Source organism: Corynebacterium sp. CCM 9204 (genome assembly GCF_041357695.1).
Taxonomy (GTDB): domain Bacteria; phylum Actinomycetota; class Actinomycetes; order Mycobacteriales; family Mycobacteriaceae; genus Corynebacterium.
Window position 1 is genome coordinate 318,763 of record NZ_JAUERX010000001.1, and the last position, 23,498, is coordinate 342,260.

Genomic DNA, 23,498 nt, shown 5'->3' on the forward strand with positions numbered 1-23,498 from the left:
GTTCAGGCTGTCGGCATCCGGAGAACGGCGGTGTAGAATCCGTCCTCCCGTTTCCCGGAGTGCAGGAGTCCCGTTCCCGGCCCTTCGAGGAAACTCAGGGAGGAGTCTGCGGCCACCCGGTCACCCGACATCGCGAGAGCTGCGAGCAGAGACTGCATCGAGTCCACACCACCCGATGCGGACTCGACGTCGCCGTCCGACAACCCGGTGATACGCCAGCGGGTCTCCCAGAAATCTTCGCCGCGATTGACGGGGGCCGCGATCTCCACAGTGACGGAGCTTCCGTCCTCGCGGTGCAGGGTACGGCTGACCAGAACCTGGATGGTGTTGTCCACGGCTAGAACCTCTCTTCATTCTTCTCGGCGATGGTGCGGTAGTAATCGGTGTGTCCGGCGCCGTAACTAGCCCGTTTACGCCGGCGGGACCCGTGCGGCTGGCGTGCGGCGTCGGTGGAGGCGAGCTCCGGCAACGCGCCCCGGAGCGGAGATGGGTTTCGGTCGTCTCCATCTTCGCCCGATGGAAGAGTGGCACCGTCTTCCTCACGGTCCCGGCGCCGCTCCCGGATCTCGGCCCAGATGAAGTACCCCAGACCGAGTGGTGCCATGATGCCGAAGGCGATCCACTGGACACCGTAGGAGAGGTACGGTCCTGCATCCAGTTTCGGCAGTGGGATGGCGTTGAGTTGGCCGGGGGAACCGTCGGCCAGTTGTATGTAATCCTTGCTGAGTGGAATACCCGTGAGCTCGGATATCTGGTCGGTGGAGATTCCGTGGACCTGTGTGTGATTCTGCTCGGTGACCGGCTCCCGCTCAGGCGGGTCTTCGGTACGGCGGAGATAGCCGGAGATCATGACCTCGCCCTCGGGAGCATCCGGTATCTGCGGAAGTGAGTCGGCTTCGACGGGTAGCCAGCCCCGGTTGACCAGGAGCATATTTCCATCAGTCGACTCGAAGGGAACGAGCCCCTGTATCGCGGGTTGATGGTCGACCGGGCGGAGCCGGAGCAACACCTCGTCCTTCGGGAGATATCTCCCGTTCAGGGTCACGCGGCGCCATTCCAGTTCAGGGGATACCGTGCCACCGGGACCGAGGAGATCAGTGGCGGGTACGGGGTCAGTGTCGAAGGCCTGCTCGATGCGCTGATTACGTTCGCTCGTGGCCTCGTTCTTACCCAATTGCCAGGGGGCGAGGACCGTGAACGCGGTGTAGGCGAAGACAACCACCACCACTGCGGTGATCACCCAACCCGGTGTGAGAAACACCTTGAGCACCGACAGCGGACGTATGGGTCCTCCGGGGCGTGCTGCTCTCGCGTTCACATCGGTCAGTCTAGTGCCCGTCGGTGGGACAACCGAAAAATCGGTAGGTCCGGGTCACCGTCCGGACATGTCTGTGCAGGTCTCCCGGACCCAGTTGATGAGTCCGGGGAGGGCTGCATCGATTTGCTCACGCACGACCGTGAAGTCTGCGGATGTGCCGTAGTAGGGGTCGGCGCAGTCATCGTCACCACTGGTGGGGTCGAAGCTGCGGAGCAACCGGATGCGCTCGCCGGGAACCCCTGCGTTCCGGAGTTCCCGGACATGACCTGAATCGAGGGCGATAAGGAGGTCGGCGTCGCGGTGTCCGTCACCGAACTGACTGGCGCGGTGGGTGGATCCATCGTGACCGGATGCCTCGAGCTCGGCTACGGCCCTTTCATCGGCGGGTTGACCGACATGCCAACCGCCCATTCCGCAGGAACGGATGAGGACGCGTTCGGTGAGACCGGCGTCCTCCACCGCATCGCGGGTCATGATCTCCGCCATCGGGGACCGACAGATGTTTCCAGTGCACACGAAGACTATGTAGACGTCCTCGGTGCGCTCCCTAACTCTGCTCGTTCCACTCATCGACTATGTCCTCCAGATGTTGGGCGTTGGTGGCGGTCCAGCGTGCCTTGATGTGTTCGTCGGTGTTCCCGTATCCCCAGGCACAGGCGACTGCATCGATTCCGAAAGCGGCCGCGCCGTCGAAGTCGTGGATGCGATCGCCGATCATGAGGATATCGGACTCAGCCCCCCGTAGCTCCATGGAATCCAGGACGTGGGCGATGACCGATTCCTTGGACCTGCGGGTACCGTTCTCTTCGGCGGCACCGAGAAAATCGATGAAGTCCATCATCCCGTAGAGCTCGAGGGATTTTCGGGCGAAGTATTCCCCCTTGGAGGTCGCGGTGCAGACCCGGAATCCCTTCTCCTTCCAACGTGCGAGGAGTTCCCGCATGCCGGGGTACGGGTCGGAGTCGGCCCACGAGCCTTCGCCGTAATGGCGGAGGTAAACCTCGACGGCGTGATGCGCTTCATCCGGTGTCATGCCGACGACCCGCATGGTCTGCTCCATCGGGGGACCGGCGATGCGTGAGAGGATGTCCTCGCTCGGGCGCGGGTGGCCCATGGTGTCGAGGGCATGGAGGAAACTGGCCCGGATCCCCGGGTAGGAGTCGATGAGTGTTCCGTCAACGTCTAACAGCAGAGTTTTCACACCTCTCAGTGTGACAGAACGTAACCTGGCCCGTGTGAATGAGGATGACCTGCTGCGGTACCACGGTGATCTGGCCACCGCCGATATGGTGGGCATCGCCGGGGACGTTGTCGATTTCGCCGTGAATGTCCGGGCCGGGGGACCCCCGGAGTGGTTGGCTTCGGCATTGCGGGAGGAGATCGTTTTTCTTGGGTCCTACCCGTCTCCCGCGCTTATCGACGCCGCGCGTTCCGCCGCCGCGCGTAGGCACGGCGTTGATCCGGAGTGTGTGCTGCTGCTTGCCGGGGCTGCGGAAGGGTTCTCCTTGATTGCCGGTCTGGGGGCGAAGCATCCTGTCGTCGTACATCCAGGATTCACTGAACCGGAAGTGGCGTTGCGTGCGGCGGGCACCACAGTGGAACGTATGGTGCTGGAGTCTCCCTTCACCCTGGGGGACCGTATTCCCCCGGCTGCCGCCGACCTTGTTGTGGTCGGTAATCCCACGAATCCCACTGGAGTACTGCATTCGGCGGATGTCCTCCGGAGTTGGTGTCGGCCGGGGAGAATCACTGTCGTGGATGAGGCCTTCATGGATCTCACCGATGAAAGCACCTCGGTGGCCCGGGACGTCAATGACCATACGGGACTCGTGGTTATGCGTAGTCTCACCAAGACGTTCTCTCTCGCGGGACTGCGTTGCGGTTACCTGCTCGCTGCTCCGGATCTGGTTCGGCGCCTGTCAGTGAGCCGCCCGCACTGGCCGGTGGGGACTCTCCAAGCCATCGCAATCAGGAACGCGCTCCGCGACGGGGCCGGGTTTGTCTCGGAGCAGCGGGTGACGGTGGAAGACCAGCGTGCCCGGATGCGTCGGATGCTCTCGAACGCTGGATTTCTCGTACACACGGACTCCCAGGCGCCGTACCTCCTGGTTACACCCCCGGTTGATGATCCAGAAGCCACCCGCCTCGCGCTCGCCGGGCGGGGCATCCTCGTTCGGCGCTGCGACACCTTCCCGGGATTGGACCATACCTACTGGCGGCTCGCCGTGCGCGGTGCCCGGGAAGTTGCCACACTGGTGGAGTCGGTCACCGGACATGCCCCGAAGAACATCAAGGAAAGAGGACGATAATGGCCACCACCGTCGCCGAGATCCGTCGGATCATGGACACCGCCTATCCGCCGCACCTCGCGGAGAGCTGGGACAGTGTCGGATTGATCTGCGGTGACCCCGATGCCCCTGTGAGTAGGGTCGCCTTCGCGCTTGACTGCACCGATGAGGTTGCCCGCGCCGCGGTCGACGCCGGTGCAGACATGCTCATCGTCCACCACCCACTCCTCCTACGTGGCGTGGACAGCGTCGCAGCGGATACCCCGAAGGGACGGGTACTGCACACCCTGATCCGCGGGGGAGTGGCGTTGTTCGCCGCGCACACCAACGCAGATTCCGCCCGTCCCGGAGTCAACGACGCCCTCGCCGAAGCGATCGGCGTCACCCCGGGTCGTGCGGTCGCTCCGAAATGCGGCAAGGGGCCGGACAAGTGGGGGGTCCAGGTTCCCGCCGGAGATGTGGATGCCGTGAAGAAAGCACTGTTTGACGCCGGTGCGGGGGCCATCGGAGACTACCGCGAATGCTGCTTCCAATTTCCGGGACGAGGCCAGTTCCGTCCCGTCCATGGAGCGAACCCCGCTCTCGGAACAGTCGGGAACCTCGAGTACGTCGACGAGATTCGAGTTGAGTTCGTAGCCCCCAGGTCGAGTCGTGCAGCGATCACCGCGGCCCTGCGCGCCGCACACCCGTACGAGGAACCGGCCTTCGACATCACCGCATCAGAGGACGAGGGGGACCCTGACACCGCACCGGGCCTTGGTCGCATCGGCGATCTGCCGGAACCGATGCGGTTCGTCGATTTCGTGCAGCAAGTCGCGGATCGCCTCCCTGTTACCGAATGGGGAGTGCGAGCCGCCGGTGATCCGGACCGGATGGTGCAGCGGGTTGCTGTGTGCTCCGGATCCGGAGACAGCTTCCTCGACGTGGTCGCGGGAATGGGGGACATTGACGTGTTCCTCACCTCCGACCTTCGGCATCACCCGGTGGATGAGCACTTGCGTGCCGGTGGCCCAGCCGTGATTGACACCGCACACTGGGCGAGTGAATCACCCTGGTGCGCCCGCGCCGCAGAACTCATCGCCGGCAGGGCCGGTGTTGAGACCCGTGTCCTCGACATCCGCACCGATCCGTGGACCATATCCCGGCATCCGCGCGATGAGGGGTAACGTGAACTCTCCCGTACCGTGATCAACGGCGGTAGCCCGCTCCGACCGAAGAACAGAAAGCCCCACCGTGAAACTCGCTCCCGACAACCAGCGCCTCATCCTCAAGCTCGCCGACATCGACACCGCGCTCATCGCCGACCGTGCCGAGCGTACCTCCGACGAGCAGAAGGAGCTCGACGCGCTCATCGCGGAACGTGCCAGACTCCGGGATGGCGCCGCTGTATCCAAGATGGGTGTCGGAGATCTCCGCCGTGATTTGCTCCGCCTCGATCACGATCTGGTCAAGCTCGAACGTCGTCAGAAGGCTGATCTCGAGGGACTCGGCGCCGCCACAGAACTCAATGATCGGCGGGATCTCGAGCACGATCTCGCTTCCACCCGCAGACGCATCAAGGAAATCACCGCTGAACGGGAGGCGATGCGGCGAAGGATTGAGGCGACCAGCCTCAACCATGACTCCGACGGCGCCGTTTTCGATGAGATCGAGGAGAAGATCGCCGCCGCGACCCGCGCCCGTGATGCTGCTCTCAGGGCACGCGAATCCGCACATGCTGACCTGGAGATGGCGCGCGATGATCTCAGATCCCAGCTCGCTGATGTGGCTCCCGAGGCGCTCGAAGCCTACGACGAACAGTACGACTCGTACGGGGTGGGAGCGGCTCGTTTTGCGGGAAACTCCTGTACGGCATGCTATCTCGTGCTTCCCGCCGCCGGAATCTCCCGGATCCGCGCTACGGCGAAAGACAGTGTCCCCAGGTGCCCGGAATGCGGTACCTGGTTGATCCGCAGTTGAACGTAACCCCGGAATGAAAACGGAGAACACACGGTGAAGGTGATCATCGAAGCCGACGGAGGCTCCCGCGGGAACCCCGGCACGGCGGGTAGCGGGACCCTGATCTTGGACGGGGACGGCAAGACGGTGCTTCGGCGGATCGCTGAGTACGTGGGAAAAGCAACGAACAATGTCGCCGAGTACCGGGGCCTGATCAACGGCCTCGTTGCAGCGCGTGATCTCGGGGCGACCCACGTCGAGGTCCGGTTGGATTCCAAACTCGTCGTCGAACAGATGTCGGGGCGATGGAAGGTCAAGCACCCCGACATGAAGAGTCTCGCCCTCGAAGCCCGTGATCTCGCCGCTGGATTCGAGCGGATCCGTTACACCTGGATTCCGCGGAAGAAGAACAGTCGTGCTGACGAACTCGCCAACTTCGCGATGGATGCTGGGGCTGATGGCGCGGAACCGGGGAAAATCGATCTTGGGGAACGCTCCGGGGACAACCCCGACTCCGCTGCGGAACCGGGGGCCGCTGCCGCAGCGGCTTCAGCAGATGCTCCGGCCACCCCGGCCACCTGGAACGGCGCGGTGACTCGACCCACCCGGATGATCCTGCTGCGACACGGGCAGACAGCGATGTCCGCGGCTGGTCTGTACTCCGGGCGCAGTGACCCCGAGTTGACCGACCTCGGGCGTAGACAGGCGGAACGTGCGGCAGCGATGCTTGCTGGGCGGGGCGGTATCGACGCCATCGTGTGTTCGCCTCTCACTCGTGCCCGGCAGACCGCGGAGGTCTGCGCGGCAGCACTCGGTCTTGATGTGGACAGTATCGATGATCTCACTGAGCTCGATTTCGGGGCTTGGGACGGCCTGACTTTCGTGCAGGCTCGGGAATTGGACCCCGAGCTCCACGAGAAATGGCTCTCCGATATCTCCGTCACGCCACCCGGCGGAGAATCACTTCAGGCGGCGTACCGACGCACCAGACGCGTGAAGAAACACATCGAAGAGACATACGGTGCCGCCAATGTTCTCGTGGTGAGTCATGTCACTCCGATCAAGGGGATTCTGCGGCTCGCACTCGACGCCGGTCCCGGGATCTTTCACCGCTTGCATCTCGATCTCGCGTCTCTCTCGGTGGCGGAGTTCTACGCCGACGGCCCCACTACCGTTCGACTCGTGAACGAGACCGCCCACCTGCGCTGATTCCCCCGTGAGTTCCGCCGTCTCGTCGGATGAGGCCGGACACTGTACAGTGACGGGTGCGAATGAGTCGATCGGGCGGTCGCGGCCGGTGAATCGGCGGGCGGAACTTCTGTTTCTCCCAGCGCAGACACCGTAGTCGAGGAAAGTCCGGACTCCTTAGGGCAGGGTGGTTGTCAACGGCAACCCAGGGTGACCTGCGGGACAGTGCCACAGAAAATAAACCGCCCCGAGTTTCCGGGCAACCGGGATTCGGGGTAAGGGTGAAACGGTGCGGTAAGAGCGCACCAGCGCCGCAGGTGACTGCGGTGGCTAGGTAAACCCCACCCGGAGCAAGGTGAGAGGGCGCATCACCGGATCTCAGTGAAGAGATCCCGGTGTGCCTGCGCGGACGATTGAGGGCTGCCCGCCTGAGTCCGCGGGTTGACCGCTTGAGGCGTCCAGCGATGGTGCGTCCAGATGGATGACCGCCGCCGCGCCGGTTAGACGGCGCGGTACAGAATCCGGCTTACAGGTCGGCTCATTCGCGCGAATCTCCCCGGGGGGCTGACGGTCAGCTCCAGTTCCCCGGAACGTTATCCACGGCCGCAGGACTGCCATCCGCCAGTGGAATGACGAGCAGTCCGTCATCGGTGAGGCGGATCGCCGCGTCGTCGTGGGAGTCTTCACAATCAGCATCGGAGGGAAACCACGCGATGACGGCGCGGCTCGCCCCAGCGTGTGCGGCCCGAGCGACCGCCGCACCCCGGGCAATGCACAACCGAACCAGTGCATCCGTGTCAGAACCGAGACCGAACGCGGCACACATCTGAGCCTGTGAATCGGAGAGCGTTCCTAGAGCTTCTGGGATTCGGCGCGACCGCAAGAACGCGGCGCAGTCGAACGCCCGTCGAGTTTCTGCAGTGAGGAAACCCATCCATCCCGCCGCTTCAGCAACGGGCGGTTGGGCTTCAGGCCCCCGAACCTCATGGACGGTCTCGAGCCAGTCGATCACCCTTTCCTCGGAATCGGGAAGGAGCCGGAGGGACTCTACCCCGTAGATTCGGGAGGCGAGTTCGATGAAATCGCCTCGGCGCTTCAGCTCAGACACTCCGGAGCCCGAAGGTTCAACGGAACCCGCGGGGACCGTGACGAGGTAGGTGCGGTAACTCAGTGGGGCCGGTGAGGGTGCCTGGGTTACGGAGCCGTCCGCGTAATCGATGACGGACAGCACCTGACCGGTACCGCCGCGTAGCGCCGTCGTGTGCCGGGCTCTCATCGGTGGGGTTCCACCGAACAAGGAAGCCGCTTGGGTGCATACATCGGCGATTCTCGTCCTGAGCGGTGCATCCGGTTGGTGCCCGGCAAGGTCAGCGAGGCCGAGCGCGAATGCCGTTTCCGCGGCTGCGTGCTCACCGAGACCGCAGCCCGGCGGAATGTCAGAAATGATCGTGATATCGAACCCCGGGGTCTCACGGCTGATCAGTTGCCGCTGGATCATCATCCACGCGACGCCCCCGAGCCGGTTGGCCCAGTTGTCCTGTATCCCTGACAACGGAGACGCGGGCAGCGCCGCATCCGGTTCGTTAGGCCCGTTCGACCGCAGGTTGGCGTGTGTGGAGAGAATTTCCATGGTGGTCGACGTCGTGACGACCACGGGTGTGTCATCGGTACCGTTGCGCAGCACCCGAACCCGGACTGTGTCGTCGCGGCGCCTGGATGCGCCAACGACAACGCGACGTCCGCTCATCCCGCTCAACACGATCCCTCCGTAAAGATCGGTGTGCTCCCCGATGACGAGAAAGGTCGCTGGCGCGGTGGCGATGAGGCCCGGTGCGCTGCCGTAGGCCGTGGTGTGTTCCTGGAACATTGTGTTCCGGTTGGCGGTACCGGTGGTCGGCCACATCAGTCTGGTCAAGAACTCGGCTCCTCGGATCGGTGACGGACAGCCCCACTGTAGTCGGCGTATCGTCGACGCCCGCACGTCCGGGGTGATCCGATAGGTAACCTGGATCGTGATGAGAACCGATGGGCGACGCCTGTCACCGGTGGGGTGCGTTTCCTGCGGTGGACACCGGGGAATCGGACGCTCCCGCCGGTTTCCGCCAAACTTATTCAAGGAGCATCTAGGACGATGGACACCATGTCACCAGACGATCGTGAATGGTATTACAACCCTGAGACCGGTGAGGTCGTTCGCGGTAAACAGGGAAGCTGGACGAACCGTATGGGACCCTATGATTCAGAGGATGAGGCCAGACAGGCACTCGACATCGCGGAACGCCGCACCCGTGAGGCTGATTCATTCGACCGCGAGGATGAGTCCTGGGGTGTGGCGCCGTCGTGGGAGAAGAACGACGGGCAGTGACACCACTCGGGCGTACTATTTCTTCCTGTCGCCCTTCTTCTTGTGCTTCTCCGGCTTCCCACCGGATTTACGGCGGGTTTTCCTCCGCTGGTTGTCGAACTCGGAGTATGCGTCGACGACATCATCCATGGTTGCCCGGTAGCCGTTCAAGGCATCGGCGCTGTTCTCGAGTTCCCGCTGGTACAGCATGCCGTGGAGGAAGGTGTCGGTTCCGGTGGCACGTGCTTGGCGTGCCTTCTCGAGGAGCAGCTCCCTGGAGGTCGCCGCGTCCTGGAAGTCTCCGAGCACGGACTGCATCGTGCGGCAGGCTCTGTACAGGTGTTTCGTCTTCAATCCGGTAGCCGCGCCGACCGCTTCCGCAGAGTAGCGGAGCTTCTTCACTGCCTTCCTGATCCGGTGGATGTTTTCCTCACGTTCCCGCAGCGGCAGTGATTCGTCCCGCCAGGTTGACATCGCATGGTCATGGCGGGCAAGCAGTCGTTTGTAGGCGTGGGTGAGGTGATCCACCAGGACCTCCGCCGCCGGAATGGTCGTGTCATCGGAAAACTCACGGAACGGCGGCTCCGCCAGCAGTTCCTCCAGATCGCCGAGCAGTCGCAGGTAGTCCGTGGAATTCAGGTGTTCGACGACCTTCCGGTGGGCGGCCCGGTAGTCCGCAAGCACTGAGTCGATCAACTCACGGCAGGACTCGGCGGGGATCACACAGGGATCCTCATTCGCGGTCAGCTCCCGGAACCGCTCAGCCACCACCTCTGCGTCGCGGGCCGCACCGAGGACAGCGGCCAGTTCCTTGAGCCTGCGGGCTGTTCCGCGGTAACGGTCGCCGTCCATGACGCCGTTGAAGGCCTCAAGATGGCTGCGAAGTTCACGCGTGGCGACGCGCATCTGATGCACGGAATCCCACTCGTCTCGTCGGACCCTGGGGTCGAGGTTGATCAGACGGCTGTGGTTCTGCGCGAGCGCTGCGAGCACCCCGGCTTCCGCCGAACCAGGTTCGGGTACAGCGACCCTGGGGGGAGCCGGTGCGTTGTCAATGGAATCCCCGAGAGCGGACACCAGCTTCGAGGGGCTCTCCGCTGGACTGGCTCCGGCGTTTCCGAACAACTCCGTGGCGGATCTGAGCAATCCGGTTCCCGCATCGGTTCCGGCGTAATCGTCCGAGAGCTCGATTTCCCATTCCCGCCAGGTGGTCCGGTCTCCGTCCGGGAGCAACGACCATGCGGTGACGTGGTCATCACAAAATTCGGCGCACACCGTTCCATCGGCAGACACCAAGGTCGACTCGTATCGTTGATTGTCCACCCTGGCGATCGGGATGAGCGGCAGATCCCGGACAATCGACCGTACGGATTCGACCAGTGCCTCGGGGACGGTGTTCGCGTCATCCTCGGCCAGATCGTGATGGAGTTCCATACGTCCGCCGTCACCGGGGAGCTTCGCGTGCCAGCCGGCGTCGGTGCCGCCGGTGCGTCGGCGCAAGGTGATCCTGGACCGGGTGAGCCGGAGATCACCCGTGTCGTAGTAGACGGCCGAAAGATCATGAACTGCTGTTTCCGGCACGGCGGAGACCCCGGTGATCCCGGTCAGGTCGGGTACCTCCGTGGCGTCGGTCACCGCGAATTTAACTTCAACCTCAAAAAACTCACGCGTGGACATATGTTCGTTTGTACCAGCTTTTATTCCCTCTACACGTGGAATATCTGTGTCAGGGGAGACTTTGGCGCCATCGGTCAGTGGCGGGAAGACGGTGGGGACCGAACACTGCGTGTGCGGGGAGTGGAGAGGAACAGATCCTATCTGCGACGGCTGATTCATCCTTCCGCATATCACGGTGTGCTTGCTGTGCTCAGACGCCCTCTCCGGGTGTACGGACGGCTAGAGTTGGGTGGCATGAACAGTCAACAGGAATTCGTCCTGCGCACCGTTGAGGAACGTGAGATCCGTTTCGTCCGGCTCTGGTTCACCGACGTCCTCGGATATCTGAAGTCGGTGGCGGTCGCTCCCGCGGAGTTGGAGACCGCGTTCGCGGACGGCATCGGATTCGACGGTTCCGCAATCGAGGGGTTCTCCCGGGTCAGTGAGGCGGATACCATAGCCCGACCTGATCCCTCGACGTTCCAGGTGCTTCCTTTCGACAGGGACGAGAATTCCCCGAAACAGGCCCGCATGTTCTGCGACATCACGATGCCTGACGGCCAACCCTCGTGGGCGGATCCGAGACAGGTGCTGCGACGTCAGACAACATCGGCGGCCAATGACGGGTTCGTCTGCAACATTCACCCGGAGATCGAGTTCTTCCTCGTCAGATCTCTTGACACAAATGGTCAACCGCCGGTTCCCACCGACAACGGTGGATACTTCGATCAGGCTGTCCACGACGACGCCCCCAACTTCCGACGGGATGCGATCGAGGCCCTCGAGTACATGGGTATCTCGGTGGAGTTCTCCCACCATGAGACCGCGCCGGGACAGCAGGAGATCGACCTGCGGTACGCCGATGCCTTGACGATGAGTGACAACATCATGAGTTTCCGGTATCTGATCAAGCAGGTCGCCCTCCTCAACAAGGTACGTGCCACTTTCATGCCGAAACCGTTCACGGATCACGCCGGATCTGGGATGCACACCCACATGTCCCTGTTCGAGGGGGATTCCAATGCCTTCCATGATCCGGATGATCCGTACAACCTCTCCCGGACGGCGCGGAGTTTCATCGCGGGGATCATCGAACATGCGCCGGAAATCTCGGCAGTGACGAACCAGTGGGTAAATTCCTATAAGCGGATAGTCTTCGGTTCCGAGGCGCCGACGGCAGCGACCTGGGGGTTATCCAACAGGTCCGCGCTTATCCGGGTACCCAACTACCGTCCGGGCAACGTCGATTCCAAACGGATCGAGGTGCGGAACCTTGACTCAGGATGCAATCCGTACCTTGCCTACTCTGTGCTTCTGGCCGCAGGTCTGAAGGGGATACGCGAGGGATACGAGCTGGGTGAACCCGCCGAGGACGACATCTCCTCGCTGACCCGTCGTGAACGACGTGCACTGGGGTACAAGGATCTGCCGACTTCCCTTGATCAGGCGTTGCGCCTGATGGAACAGTCGGAACTCGTGGCGGACACCCTGGGGGAGCACGTCTTCGAGTTCTTTCTCCGTAACAAATGGCGGGAATGGCATGACTACCAGGCGCAGATCACCCAGTGGGAGCTGCGCACCAACCTCGACTACTAGCCAGCCGACATCTCGGGGGTCTAGGACCGGCCCCCGGGGGAAGGACCTGCACCTCTCATGAATCAACCGCGCTCCACCCGCAGGGCGGTACCTGCTCCGGCGGGCCTGAGTCTCAACGGACCCGGTGCCGAACGTGATCTTACCTGGCTTGGCTGGATGAATCCGGAGTCCGTTGAGCTCCTCTGGGCGCTGTCTGGGGCTGGTGACCCAGACCTGGCGTTGAACTCCCTGGTTCGACTGATGGAGGCACTGGATTCCGCTGACGGGGTGCCCAAAGGGGAGGTCGGGCCATCCCGGAGAGAACTGGACGGTCAACTGCGTGTCGACGTTCCACTCCGGGTCAGGTTGATCTCACTGCTCGGAGCCTCGACGGCATTGGGTGATCATCTCGTGGCGAACCCCGAACTGTGGCGTCTCATCTCGAAACCGGCACCGGATCGTGCCGAGATGATGCAGGCGATGCTCGGTTGTGTCGATGCTGTTCCCGCGACGTTCGATCTCCCGGACGGGGCGGAATCCGATGATGCCGCGAACGACTATCTCTCGGCTGCGGGAACCTACCGTGCACGGATGGTGGGGCGAGACGCCGAACAGGTACTCCACCGTACCTACCGCACCCTTCTCATGCGGATCGCTGCTCATGACCTCGCGGGTACTTACCCCGAATCCCCGCGCCGCGTGGGGCAACCCGAAGTTCCGTTCACCGTCGTCGCGGGACTTCTCACGGATTTGGCGGATGCCGCACTGACCGCAGCCCTCGCGGTTGCGGTGGGCGGGGTCTACGGGGAGAAACCCGTGGACACCCGGATCTCGGTGATGGCGATGGGTAAATGCGGTGCACGCGAGCTGAACTACATCTCGGATGTCGACGTCATCTTCATCGCCGAACCCGCGCACAGCCGCGTGACACGGGTCGCCGGTGAATTCATCAGGATCGGCTGCCGGGCGTTCTTCGAGGTGGACGCGGCCCTCCGTCCGGAGGGGAAGCATGGTGCACTCGTCCGCACCCTGGACTCACATATTGCCTACTACCGGCGTTGGGCGCACACCTGGGAGTTCCAGGCGCTGCTGAAAGCCCGCCCAATGACCGGGGACCGAGGCCTCGGCCAAGCCTACCTCGACGCTCTCAACCCGATGGTGTGGGACGCCAGCCAACGGGAGAGCTTCGTCGACGATGTTCAGGCGATGCGCCGCAGAGTCATCGAAAACGTTCCCGAGAACCTCCGGGAACGGGAACTGAAACTCGGGAGAGGAGGACTTCGGGATGTCGAGTTCGCCGTTCAACTGCTGCAGATGGTGCACGGCCGCTCCGATGAGAGTCTCCGTGTCACCTCGACGGTGGATGCACTCGGTGCACTGATCACAGCAGGCTACATCGGAAGGGAAGACGGCCAGGCACTGATCGGCGCCTACGAATTCATGCGTCTACTGGAACATCGGCTGCAGCTTCAGCGTGTCCGACGTACCCACACCATGCCGGATGCCGGAGACGAAGCAGCGCTGCGCTGGCTCGCCAGAACATCCGGGGTCAGAGGCTCCGGGCACACCTCACTCGCAGTGACGATGCTCGAGGAACACCGTCGTGTCGTCCGCCAGATCTCCTCACTGCACGCGAAACTCTTCTACCGTCCACTGCTTAACTCAGTGGTGAACCTCCCCGTGGAGACACTTCGGCTTTCGGCCGAATCGGCGAAGCTCCAGCTCGCGGCCCTCCGCTACCAGTTCCCTGACCGCGCCTACGAGCACCTCCAGGCGCTGGCTTCCGGGGGGTCTCGCCGGGCGAAGATCCAGGCGATGCTGCTCCCCACGCTGATGGAATGGCTGTCCACGACGGCGGATCCCGATGCCGGACTGCTGAATTACCGGAAGTTGTCCGAGGCCGCGAGAGACAAGCAGTGGTTCCTGCGGATGCTCCGTGATGAAGGCATCGTAGGGCAGCGATTGATGAAGATACTCGGCAACTCACCGTACGTCTCCGACCTCATTCTCTCGACACCGGACACGATCAGACGCCTGGGGGATGGAGCCAACGGGCCGAAATTACTGGACACGGACCCCGACACCGTGTCCAGTTCACTCGTCAGTGCCGCGTGCAGACATGCGAACCCGGACAAGGCCATCGCCACGGCGAGATCCCTGCGACGGGCGGAACTCGCCCGGGTTGCGGCCGCAGACCTTCTGGGGATGATGGATGTAAAAGAGGTGTGTCGCAGTCTGTCCCTCGTCTGGGATGCTGTTCTCGAGGCCGCACTGAGGGTGGAGATCGCGGCGGCCACCGCGAATTCTGGGGATACTCCGCCCGCTCGGATCGCGGTCATAGGGATGGGGCGCCTCGGCGGTGCCGAACTCGGCTACGGCTCTGATGCGGACGTCATGTTCGTGTGTGAACCCGCCGAAGGGGTCAGTGACACCGACGCGGTCAAATGGTCCGTCGGTATCTGTGATCGGTTGCGACGGCGGCTCTCGAAGCCCAGCGACGATCCACCACTCGAGGTGGACCTGGGGCTCCGCCCGGAGGGCCGGTCAGGCGCGATTGTCCGGACGATCGAATCATACGGGAACTACTATGAGAGATGGGGGGCGACCTGGGAGATCCAGGCACTCCTTCGCGCCGCCGCGATCGCGGGGGACCCCGACGTCGGAAAGCGATTCCTCCGCACCATTGATAGGTTCCGGTACCCGGAAGAGGGGATCGGTGCCGAGACCGTTCGCGAGGTCCGCCGGATGAAGGCGCGGGTGGACAATGAACGGCTACCGCGTGGAGCCGACCGCAAAACTCACACCAAACTGGGGCGTGGCGCTCTCACCGATATTGAGTGGACGGTACAACTGCTCACCATGCTGCACTCGCAGGAGTTCCCGGAACTGCACAACACCTCAACCCTCGAAGTCCTCGATGTCATCGAGGAGCACGGAATCATCGAGAATTCGAAGGTTGCGCGACTGCGTACCGCGTGGTTGACCGCCACCCGTGCCCGGAATGCCCTGGTTCTCGTCCGGGGAAAACGCACCGATCAGCTTCCGTCTCCCGGGCCCCAGCTCGCGCAAGTCGCAGGAGCAGCGGGCTGGGACCCGAACCGGTACCAGGAGTTTCTCGAGTACTACCTGAAGGTCACCCGCCGTGCACGACAGGTCGTCGACGAGGTGTTCTGGGGCGAACCAACCTTTGAACCCTAGATGTCGGTGCTATGCCGTATGAATATGCGACGCGCGACCCAGATGGCGGGCATCAGAACCACGAGAAGGATTAGTGCGGCGATCACCGGGATATCCGAGGCGGCTCCCGGTGCGGGTGGGGTGAACAGAGCACCGATGCCGCCGAGCATGTTGAACGTCGCGTGCAGCAGGATCACCGCGGGCAGATCGCGGGTCAAGTGATAGATGACACCGAGGAGAAGTCCGATCGCGAAGGCATAGAACACCTGGGTGGTGACGGTCAGGATGAGCTGGGGATCTGTGGTGAGACGGATGAAGTGCAGTACCGCGAAGATCCCGGAGGCTGCGATGATTGACCACCAGGTACGTCGTTGATCTGTCCCGAACGCCTCGGTAAGAACATTCTGGATCAGCCCGCGGCACAGCAATTCTTCCCAGGTACCGGTCAGAAGAGCGCCGACCACGAAGAACAGCACGGAGCTGGGGGAGGGGAAAACAAGTCCACCGGAGGGTGGTGCCAGGAAGAAGGCGGATGCCAGAACCGCACCCGCAATCAAGAGATAGCCTCCGTACCGGATGTTCCTGACGCGGAACCTGGTGTCACGGAGGGTGGAGACACGCCTGAGGAAGACATACAACAGGCCGGTGACAATGAGCGGGAACACGTAGATAGTGATCGCGGTGGATTCGGTGGATTGTTTGCTTCCGACCAGAAGAGATGACACCCAGAGGCTCGCGAGCCCGATTGACGCAATGACCACGGCCAAAGGAGCAGCCCACCGGTGCTGCCAGTGAAGTTGACGCAATATCGTTCCTTTCTCTCGAACGGTACCGAGCGATACCGCAGAGAATGCTAATCCCCGGAAAGCCCCGAAACTTCGTTCCCAGGGGCCTACAGGCAAAGTCTCCTGAAACTCACAGTGGACCCACAGAACCCGCCGAGTGATGACGCACAGAATGAGTGAGGGTCCTATCCACGGTCATGCAGAACCGGTGACGCCCGGAGGGCCTACCTAGGCGAAAAAATGGGGGATCCAACGGGAGAAGATCCTCAGAAGTAGCGGGCATGAGGAAGCAGGAGGTTCGAGAGGGCATCAACAATTCGATCTATAGAACAGTCAGGGTGCCCTTAGTTACAGTTGGGGCACCGAATCGGAACACGACATGGTGCACGTGATCCGGCGGGGAAACCGCTTAAGGAGCCCACGATGCTCCGCAAACATGAAGGTAGAGAAGGCATGACGACAGCAGTCCAGCCACGGAGCGGCTCAGATTTCCTCCCGCTTTCCAAGGCCCTCAAAGCGTCCACTGCGGACGCCCATGAATCGGCTGAATACTCGACATTCACCCAGGATCTGATGGCCGGTGACCTCACCGTCGCCGACTTCATCGCGCTCCAGGAGCAGTCCTGGTTGTTCTACCGGGCCCTCGAGAATGCTGCGCGTGTCGTCGCCAATGACCCCATCGCCGCCGTGATCGTGGATCCGGCGCTTGAACGTGTCCCTTCCATCGAGGCCGACCTCGATGCCCTTCACGGCAATTCTGAATGGAGGGAGACGGTCATACCGTTACCCGCCACCGTGGCATACGTCGCCAGGCTCAACGAGATCGCGGATGCGGCTGACGCCCCCGGGTTGATCGCACACCATTATGTCCGCTACCTCGGTGATCTCTCCGGTGGACAGGTTATCGCGCGTATGATGCAGCGCCACTACGGTCTCGGGCCGGAGGTGCTTTCTTTCTATCGATTCGCCGAGATTCCGAAGATCAAGCCATACAAGGACAGTTATCGTGCGGCACTCGACTCCCTCCCCCTTGGAGTGTCCGACCGCGAGCGTCTGCTGGATGAGGCGTGCGCGGCCTTCCTCTTCAATTTCAACCTTTTCGCTGAGCTCGGGCGCAGTAACCGGTAGAAAGCCGTGAACGGTGCATGTCTATCCGGCATGATCTTGGTCTGTGACAGCTTTATCCTCCGAGGAATCTCAGTGGCAGAATAAACGCATGGACTCTCCGCGTCGTGATCGTGGTTGCGGCTCCGACAGACCCGATGCCGTGCTCCGGAAATTCCGGCCCACGACGTTCCGTTTCGGAGAGGCATGGTGGGGTTGGATGAATGCCACTTTTTGTGTCTGTCTCATCTGCGTTGCTGTGACGCGCGTGTCCCGAGACCTCACCTACTGCATGGTCCACATCATCCACCGGCTACGTGCAGCCCCTCACTTCGCTCAACCAGGTTTTGGAGACTCTTTAACCTGGGGGAGGTTCGTCATGCCTGGGATACATCGAGAGTGGAGCCTCAACAGGTGGGGGTTGGAGTACTCATCGGATGCTGGGAAAGTAGCGGTTTTCTGAGGATTGTGGAGACATCGAATCACCTATATGTTGTGCCTGTGACTTAATCAATGGGTGTATATCGTGTTTCTCACAATCGCGTTCGAATAATCCCATCAGTGTCATTTGCGGCTTAGAGTGGCGGGCATGAGCACATTGACCCCACCGCAGGCGCAGCACACGAGCCAGGGCGCCCACCTCGTCGATCCCGTCAACACCGTCACCGAATATCTGTCCCGCGCCGACTGGCGGGTCAACGCGAATGCCAACCAGGACTACTCGCTCGGTGGACTGATGCTCAACGCCACCGGAAAGGTGGTGGCGAACTACTGGCTGGGCGAAATCTTCAGTTCCGCGGCCGCAGCAGCACACCGTGACGGTGACATCCACATCCACGACCTCGACATGCTCGCCGGTTACTGCGCGGGATGGTCGCTGAGGCAGCTCCTGGAACAGGGCTTCGGGGGTGTCCCGGGCTCGGTCAGTTCCGCTCCACCGAGGCACTTCTCATCAGCTTGTGGACAGATCGTCAACTTCCTCGGCACCCTGCAGAACGAATGGGCAGGTGCGCAGGCGTTCAGCTCCTTCGATACGTACATGGCCCCGTTCGTCCGGATCGACGGGCTCACGTATCCGGAATTGAAACAGCTCATGCAGGAGTTCATTTTCAACCTCAACGTGCCCAGCAGATGGGGAATGCAGACCCCGTTCACCAATCTCACCTTTGATTGGACCTGTCCCGCAGATCTCCGGGAGGACCACCCCTACATCGGCGAGGAGGTCATGGACTTCACCTACGGGGATCTCGGCCTTGAGATGGAGCTAATCAATCGAGCCTTCATCGAGGTGATGGCGGAAGGTGACGCCGACGACCGGGTATTCACGTTCCCGATCCCCACCTACAACATCACCCGTGATTTCGACTGGGACAGTGAGAACGCTCATCGGTTATTCGACATGACCGCCCGCTACGGTCTGCCCTACTTCCAGAATTTCATCAACTCCGATCTCGATCCCGGCCAGATCCGCTCCATGTGCTGCCGCCTCCAGTTGGACCTCCGGGAACTCCTGGCCCGTGGAAACGGGTTGTTTGGCTCGGCCGAACAGACCGGCTCCATCGGTGTCGTGACCCTCAACTGTGCACGCCTCGGGTACCGTTTCGCAGGCGATGAGGAAGCACTTCTAGCCGAGGTTGAGCGCTTGGTTGAACTCGGGGTGGATACGCTGGAGCGGCGTCGTGCGACGATTGCGGAACTCATCGACGTCGGCCTGTACCCCCATACCCGGCGGTGGCTGCCGAGCCTGGACAACCACTTCTCCACCATCGGGGTCAACGGGTGCAACGAGATGGTCCGGAACTTCACCGGTGACACCTACGACATCACCGACCCCCAAGGGCATGCACAGGTCGCCCGGCTCCTCGACCACATCAACACCCTCCTCGTGAAAGCACAGGAAGCCACCGGGCACCTCTATAATCTCGAAGCCACCCCTGCGGAAGGCGCTACCCACCGTTTTGCGAGAGAGGACATCCGACGTTTCGGGGGCACGATCATCCACGCCGGTACCGCCGCGGAACCGTACTACACCAACTCATCCCAACTACCAGTCGATCACACCCCAGACCCCTTCGCCGCACTGACTCAACAGGAGGATCTGCAGATGAAGTACACCGGCGGTACCGTCCTCCACCTCTACATGGGGTCGGCGATGAGCTCCGGGGATGCGTGCTCAACTCTGGTGCGGCGGGCTCTGGAGACATTCCGGCTCCCGTACATCACGATCACTCCGACGTTCTCCATCTGCCCGAATCACGGCTACCTTTCCGGGGAACATCCCCACTGCGAACACTGTGGGGAAGAAACCGAGATGTGGACCCGGGTCATGGGGTACTTCCGTCCGGTATCGAGCTTCAACACCGGGAAGAAGGGGGAGTTCCGCGAGCGGATGTACTTCGTGGAACCGGCACTGTGACGACGGAGAGTACGGAGCTCGGTTTGCCAGTCGCAGGGATCATCCCGTTCTCCGCGACGGACTGGCCCGGTCGGCTCACCGTCACGGTGTTCACACAGGGCTGTCCGTGGCGGTGCATCTACTGCCACAACCCGACGCTCCAGCAGGTTTCCGCCGGGGCCCATGATTTTTCGGAGGTCACGACACTGCTGGAGCACCGCCGCGGACTCATCGACGGGTTGGTGATCAGTGGCGGAGAACCGACCATGCACCGTGCACTTCCCGGTGCGGTCCGGGAGGTGCACCAGCGTGGTTTCCAGGTCGGGCTCCACACGTGCGGGTATGCGCCGATACGTCTCGCGGCGCTCCTGGACGATGAATCCACCCGGCCCGACTGGATCGGGCTTGATGTCAAGGCGCAGGTGTCTGACCTTCCCGGTGTCGTAGGTTGTACCCCCTCTGCTGCAGCCCGATCCACGGCTGCTCTGAGCATTGTCGCGGAGGCGGCCGCACGAACTGGGATGGAGGTGCAGGTCCGCACCACGGTTTGGGCGGGCGGCGTCGTCGAACGGAATCTGGCTGCGCTCCGGGACCACGTGGCCGAGTACGGGTTCGACCTGGTAGTGCAACAGGCGCGGGGCGTCGGCCCGGACGGACACTACCGGGTTAGCGCCTAGCGTCGGCAGCTCGTTATGTAGCTGGATACGCCGACAATAGGGCCAGGGACCCGATTACTCCGTGCAATCGGGTCCCTGGCCATTTTCCCCACGGCCCCTCACCGCCGGTTCTGGGGCCGACGACAGAGAGATGACGTTATTAGTCCTCCACAGCGGTGACGGTCACCTCGATGTTGCCCTTCGTTGCGCGGGAGTAGGGGCACACGGTGTGCGCGGTGTCAGCGAGCTTCTGTGCCTCGTCCAGCGTCATCTCCGGGATGTGCACCTCGATCTCGACTGCGAGGGCAAATCCCTCAGCATCCTTGCCCAGGCTCACTCGCGTTCCAACGGAGGAGCCGTCGATGGATGTGCCCTCGTTCTTGGCGACGAGCTGAAGCGCTCCATGGAAGCAGGCGGCGTAGCCAGCGGCGAAGAACAGTTCGGGATTCGGTGCCTTCTCAGAGCCGCCCATAGCCTTCGGCAGGGCAAGATCAGTGTCGACGAGACCATCGGTGGTGCGGACATGTCCGTCACGCCCACCACCGGTGGCCAGTGCTTCTGCGGTGTAGATGTTCTCCATGTTAGGTCTCCTCGATAGGTTCAATGGAAGGGTACCGACAACGGTAGAGGAAACACGGGGAGAAAGTGTACTAGCAGATCACCGTACGCCGATTGCGCCCTGCGCGGGGTTCTCCTCACCTTGGGCGCTAGGGCGTGTGGCGTCATGTTTTCGCAGGGCACGGCGGCTGATGAGGAATCCGATGATCCCGAGTCCCCACACCGCGAGAGCCGCTGATCCAGCGAACTGGAAATCCGCCCACACATAACCGGATCCGCTGTCGCCGTGTGCGACGTCGAGAAGCACTCCGATACCCTGCGTCGCCAGCATTCCCCCGGTGAAACCACCCATGTTCGCCAACCCCGTACCAGCCGCAAGTACCCGACGGTCCATATATTCACGGACAGTGTCGAACGCGAAGTTTCCCGCCGGACTCACGACCGCCATCATGAGATTCACCGCCATTAGCACCGTGAAGCTCCTCGGCGCGGCGGGAAGCAGGAACCATACCCAACCCCCGGCGAGGATCACCGCCGAAGCCAACACGAGTCCGTCACGCCCTCGTCCGACCCTCCCGGAGACTAACCCGGCGAGGGGGCTGGCAATCATGATGACCACCATGTTTGCCACGAGGACGGTACTGATCTGAGATTGACTCAACCCGAGTCCCAGGGACATCAGGGGAACACCCCAGATGAGAGTGAACACAATCTGCGGGAATATACAAGTAAAGTGTGTGAAAAATCCTTGCCAACAGGCCGGATGAGTGATGACACAGCACAGTGCTGCCGCGAGCTTCACGGGCGCCTGCTTCCGCACGGAGCGAACTGGTTCCGGGACGTCCCTGATGACCAGTATCGCCGCTACCGCAACGATCAGCCCCGTTGCCCCCAGAGAGACGAAAGCTGTCACCCATCCTCTCGAATACAGGATTGCAGCGAAGGGGATCGCGGAGAGAACCTGGCCGAGCTGACCCAATGCAGAGGTGAGCTGCATCATCAATGGAGCCCTGCGCAGGGGGAACCAGTTAGGCAGTATTCGGAGCACCGAGAGGAACGCTGTCGCATCACCGGCTCCGATCAGAACTCGCGCGGAGATTGCTACGGCGTAGGCGGCAGTGCATCCGAGGATGATTTGCCCGATCGCCATGATGACCGCGCCGACCACCAACATGCGGCGTGGCCCGAAACGGTCGACCGCCAACCCCATCGGGATCTGCATCAGCGAGTAGACACCGACTTGTACGGCGGTGAACACCGCCACCCGGGAGGCGTCGATCTGGAAATGATCGAGGGCGGCGACGCCTGCGACACCGAAGGACGTTCTGCCGGTGGTCGCGGTGATGTAGACGGCGACCGCCGCCAACCAGACCGCCAGCGAGCGCCCGGTCACCCTAGTTGATTCGTCTCCGCCGCGAGCCATACGGATGACAATAGAACGTGGTTTCCCGATCACTGATCCCCGTTATGCGGACAGGGGGGAGCATCCGGGGGAAACGGAACTGCTAATCGACGGCGGCGACCGCTGCTAGGACCAGATCCCAGAACCGTCGGTGGTCGAGATCGACCGCGACCTTTGTCCGGCAACCTTTAGGAATCGGCTCCCGAAAATCGGCGACGGTCATACCGGCTGTCAATGACCCGGACAATTCCACATCGACGGGCACGGTCCGGGTGGTCATCACTTCGGGGTCAATGAGGTACGCGACCGCGCAGGGGTCGTGAACCGGCGGATCGTCAAACCCCTGGTTGTCCTTGTATGCCCGGCGGAAGAATCCGAACAGCCCCAACAGGAAACGCCCGGTTGCACTATCGAGTTCGCGGAGTTCGGCTTCGATCTCCGGAGTGGCGAGTGCCTGGTGCGTGAGGTCAAGCCCCACCATCGTGACCGGCCAGTCCTCGTTGAACACGATGTGCGCGGCTTCCGGATCGGTGTGGACGTTGAACTCGGCGACTGCCGTGCAGTTGCCCGTCTTGTAGCCGCCACCCATGAGCACCACTTCACGGACGCGCTCAACGATCCGGGGTTCCTTGCGTACCGCAAGGGCAATGTTCGTCAGCGGTCCGATCGGGACGAGTGTCACCGTCCCCGGCTCCGAGGACATGACTGTGTCGATGATGAAATCGACGGCGTGCCCCGCTGCAGGCTCTGCGGTGACGTTGGGGAGATCGACACCGTCCAATCCCGATTCACCGTGGACGTGGGCAGCGAACACGCCTTCCCTCACGAGTGGTTGACCGCAGCCTGCGTACACCGGAACCTCGGGATGGCCGGCAACCTGGAGAACGGCCAGTGCGTTGCGGGTCACCTTCTCCAGTGTCTGGTTTCCACCGACGGTGGTCACACCGAGAAGATCAATCTCGGGGTTACCGACTGCGAGGATCAGCGCTACTGCATCGTCGTGCCCCGGGTCACAGTCGAGGATGATTTTCCGTGCCATTGTGTTCCGCCCTGCCTGTCATAGCTCAACATTGATGGGAACCCCACCTACTCCTCGTCGATGGTACGTGCGTCG

20 protein-coding genes and 1 other RNA gene are annotated in these 23,498 nt (G+C 62.3%); 11 read left to right on the forward strand and 10 right to left on the reverse strand.

Going from position 1 to position 23,498, the window contains the following annotated elements:
• Window positions 1-2: 2 nt before the first annotated feature.
• Genes QWU43_RS01420 through QWU43_RS01435 form a run of 4 tightly spaced genes read right to left on the reverse strand, consistent with a single transcriptional unit; the run spans window position 3 to window position 2,519 of the window.
• Window positions 3-335, reverse strand: coding sequence for a hypothetical protein (locus QWU43_RS01420; protein WP_370913757.1), 333 nt, complete (start codon window positions 333-335; stop codon window positions 3-5).
• A 2-nt stretch (window positions 336-337) separates the two neighbouring features.
• The gene (locus QWU43_RS01425; protein ID WP_370913758.1) at window positions 338-1,318 is read right to left on the reverse strand and encodes an SURF1 family protein; all 981 of its coding nucleotides are present in this window, start codon (window positions 1,316-1,318) and stop codon (window positions 338-340) included.
• 54 nt (window positions 1,319-1,372) lie between these two features.
• Window positions 1,373-1,888: a low molecular weight protein-tyrosine-phosphatase gene (locus QWU43_RS01430; RefSeq protein ID WP_370916972.1), complete on the reverse strand. Its 516-nt coding sequence runs from the start codon at window positions 1,886-1,888 to the stop codon at window positions 1,373-1,375.
• Window positions 1,866-2,519, reverse strand: coding sequence for an HAD-IA family hydrolase (locus QWU43_RS01435; protein WP_370913760.1), 654 nt, complete (start codon window positions 2,517-2,519; stop codon window positions 1,866-1,868). The genes QWU43_RS01430 and QWU43_RS01435 overlap by 23 nt, the downstream gene beginning before the upstream one ends.
• 34 nt (window positions 2,520-2,553) lie before the next feature.
• Here QWU43_RS01435 and cobC point away from each other — a divergent pair, with 34 nt between their 5' ends.
• The 5 genes from cobC (at window position 2,554) to rnpB (ending at window position 7,277) form a co-directional block, all read left to right on the forward strand.
• Window positions 2,554-3,627, forward strand: coding sequence for an Rv2231c family pyridoxal phosphate-dependent protein CobC (gene cobC, locus QWU43_RS01440; RefSeq protein ID WP_370916973.1), 1,074 nt, complete (start codon window positions 2,554-2,556; stop codon window positions 3,625-3,627).
• Window positions 3,627-4,772: a Nif3-like dinuclear metal center hexameric protein gene (locus tag QWU43_RS01445; RefSeq protein ID WP_370913762.1), complete on the forward strand. Its 1,146-nt coding sequence runs from the start codon at window positions 3,627-3,629 to the stop codon at window positions 4,770-4,772. Before cobC ends, QWU43_RS01445 begins: the two co-directional genes overlap by 1 nt.
• 67 nt (window positions 4,773-4,839) lie before the next feature.
• A complete protein-coding gene (locus QWU43_RS01450) occupies window positions 4,840-5,565 on the forward strand; it encodes a zinc ribbon domain-containing protein (RefSeq protein WP_370913763.1) in 726 nt (241 codons plus the stop codon).
• Between the two features lie 33 nt (window positions 5,566-5,598).
• Entirely contained in the window at window positions 5,599-6,753 is a 1,155-nt protein-coding gene (locus QWU43_RS01455; RefSeq protein ID WP_370913764.1) for a bifunctional RNase H/acid phosphatase, read from the forward strand.
• Window positions 6,754-6,816: 63 nt separating this feature from the next.
• Window positions 6,817-7,277, forward strand: an RNA gene (rnpB, locus tag QWU43_RS01460) — RNase P RNA component class A.
• 26 nt (window positions 7,278-7,303) lie between these two features.
• Here the strand turns inward: rnpB and QWU43_RS01465 are convergent.
• The gene (locus tag QWU43_RS01465; protein ID WP_370916975.1) at window positions 7,304-8,647 is read right to left on the reverse strand and encodes a galactokinase family protein; all 1,344 of its coding nucleotides are present in this window, start codon (window positions 8,645-8,647) and stop codon (window positions 7,304-7,306) included.
• Between the two features lie 216 nt (window positions 8,648-8,863).
• Here QWU43_RS01465 and QWU43_RS01470 point away from each other — a divergent pair, with 216 nt between their 5' ends.
• Window positions 8,864-9,097, forward strand: a complete 234-nt coding sequence (locus tag QWU43_RS01470) for a hypothetical protein (RefSeq protein ID WP_370913766.1) — start codon at window positions 8,864-8,866, stop codon at window positions 9,095-9,097.
• A gap of 15 nt (window positions 9,098-9,112) precedes the next feature.
• Here the strand turns inward: QWU43_RS01470 and QWU43_RS01475 are convergent, their stop codons facing one another.
• Complete coding sequence (locus QWU43_RS01475; RefSeq protein ID WP_370913767.1) at window positions 9,113-10,753, reverse strand: CHAD domain-containing protein; 1,641 nt, start codon at window positions 10,751-10,753, stop codon at window positions 9,113-9,115.
• Between the two features lie 234 nt (window positions 10,754-10,987).
• On the opposite strand from QWU43_RS01475, the gene QWU43_RS01480 reads away from it, so the two are divergent.
• Both QWU43_RS01480 and QWU43_RS01485 read left to right on the forward strand, forming a co-directional pair.
• On the forward strand, window positions 10,988-12,328 hold the full coding sequence (locus QWU43_RS01480) for a glutamine synthetase family protein (protein ID WP_370913768.1): 1,341 nt from the start codon (window positions 10,988-10,990) through the stop codon (window positions 12,326-12,328).
• Between the two features lie 57 nt (window positions 12,329-12,385).
• Window positions 12,386-15,505, forward strand: a complete 3,120-nt coding sequence (locus QWU43_RS01485; RefSeq protein ID WP_370913769.1) for a bifunctional [glutamine synthetase] adenylyltransferase/[glutamine synthetase]-adenylyl-L-tyrosine phosphorylase — start codon at window positions 12,386-12,388, stop codon at window positions 15,503-15,505.
• Here QWU43_RS01485 and QWU43_RS01490 read toward each other — a convergent pair.
• On the reverse strand, window positions 15,502-16,290 hold the full coding sequence (locus tag QWU43_RS01490) for a lysostaphin resistance A-like protein (protein WP_370913770.1): 789 nt from the start codon (window positions 16,288-16,290) through the stop codon (window positions 15,502-15,504). The two genes, QWU43_RS01485 and QWU43_RS01490, sit on opposite strands and share 4 nt — an antisense overlap.
• A 432-nt stretch (window positions 16,291-16,722) precedes the next feature.
• On the opposite strand from QWU43_RS01490, the gene QWU43_RS01495 reads away from it, so the two are divergent.
• The 3 genes from QWU43_RS01495 to QWU43_RS01505 all read left to right on the forward strand — a co-directional run bounded on the left by QWU43_RS01495 (window position 16,723) and on the right by QWU43_RS01505 (window position 20,445).
• Window positions 16,723-17,397 carry a heme oxygenase (biliverdin-producing) gene (locus QWU43_RS01495; RefSeq protein WP_370914273.1) on the forward strand — a complete coding sequence of 225 codons (675 nt, stop codon included), beginning with the start codon at window positions 16,723-16,725 and terminating at the stop codon, window positions 17,395-17,397.
• A 565-nt stretch (window positions 17,398-17,962) separates the two neighbouring features.
• Window positions 17,963-19,789 carry a ribonucleoside triphosphate reductase gene (locus QWU43_RS01500; RefSeq protein WP_370916977.1) on the forward strand — a complete coding sequence of 609 codons (1,827 nt, stop codon included), beginning with the start codon at window positions 17,963-17,965 and terminating at the stop codon, window positions 19,787-19,789.
• Window positions 19,786-20,445 (forward strand): anaerobic ribonucleoside-triphosphate reductase activating protein, encoded by a 660-nt coding sequence (locus tag QWU43_RS01505; RefSeq protein ID WP_370916978.1) that lies wholly within the window; start codon window positions 19,786-19,788, stop codon window positions 20,443-20,445. Before QWU43_RS01500 ends, QWU43_RS01505 begins: the two co-directional genes overlap by 4 nt.
• 139 nt (window positions 20,446-20,584) lie before the next feature.
• Here QWU43_RS01505 and QWU43_RS01510 read toward each other — a convergent pair whose 3' ends face one another.
• From QWU43_RS01510 to QWU43_RS01520, 3 genes are all read right to left on the reverse strand, one after another.
• A complete protein-coding gene (locus QWU43_RS01510; RefSeq protein ID WP_370916979.1) occupies window positions 20,585-21,004 on the reverse strand; it encodes an organic hydroperoxide resistance protein in 420 nt (139 codons plus the stop codon).
• Between the two features lie 78 nt (window positions 21,005-21,082).
• Window positions 21,083-22,405, reverse strand: a complete 1,323-nt coding sequence (locus QWU43_RS01515) for a nitrate/nitrite transporter (RefSeq protein WP_370916980.1) — start codon at window positions 22,403-22,405, stop codon at window positions 21,083-21,085.
• Between the two features lie 82 nt (window positions 22,406-22,487).
• The gene (locus QWU43_RS01520; RefSeq protein WP_370916981.1) at window positions 22,488-23,423 is read right to left on the reverse strand and encodes a nucleoside hydrolase; all 936 of its coding nucleotides are present in this window, start codon (window positions 23,421-23,423) and stop codon (window positions 22,488-22,490) included.
• Window positions 23,424-23,498 lie beyond the last annotated feature (75 nt).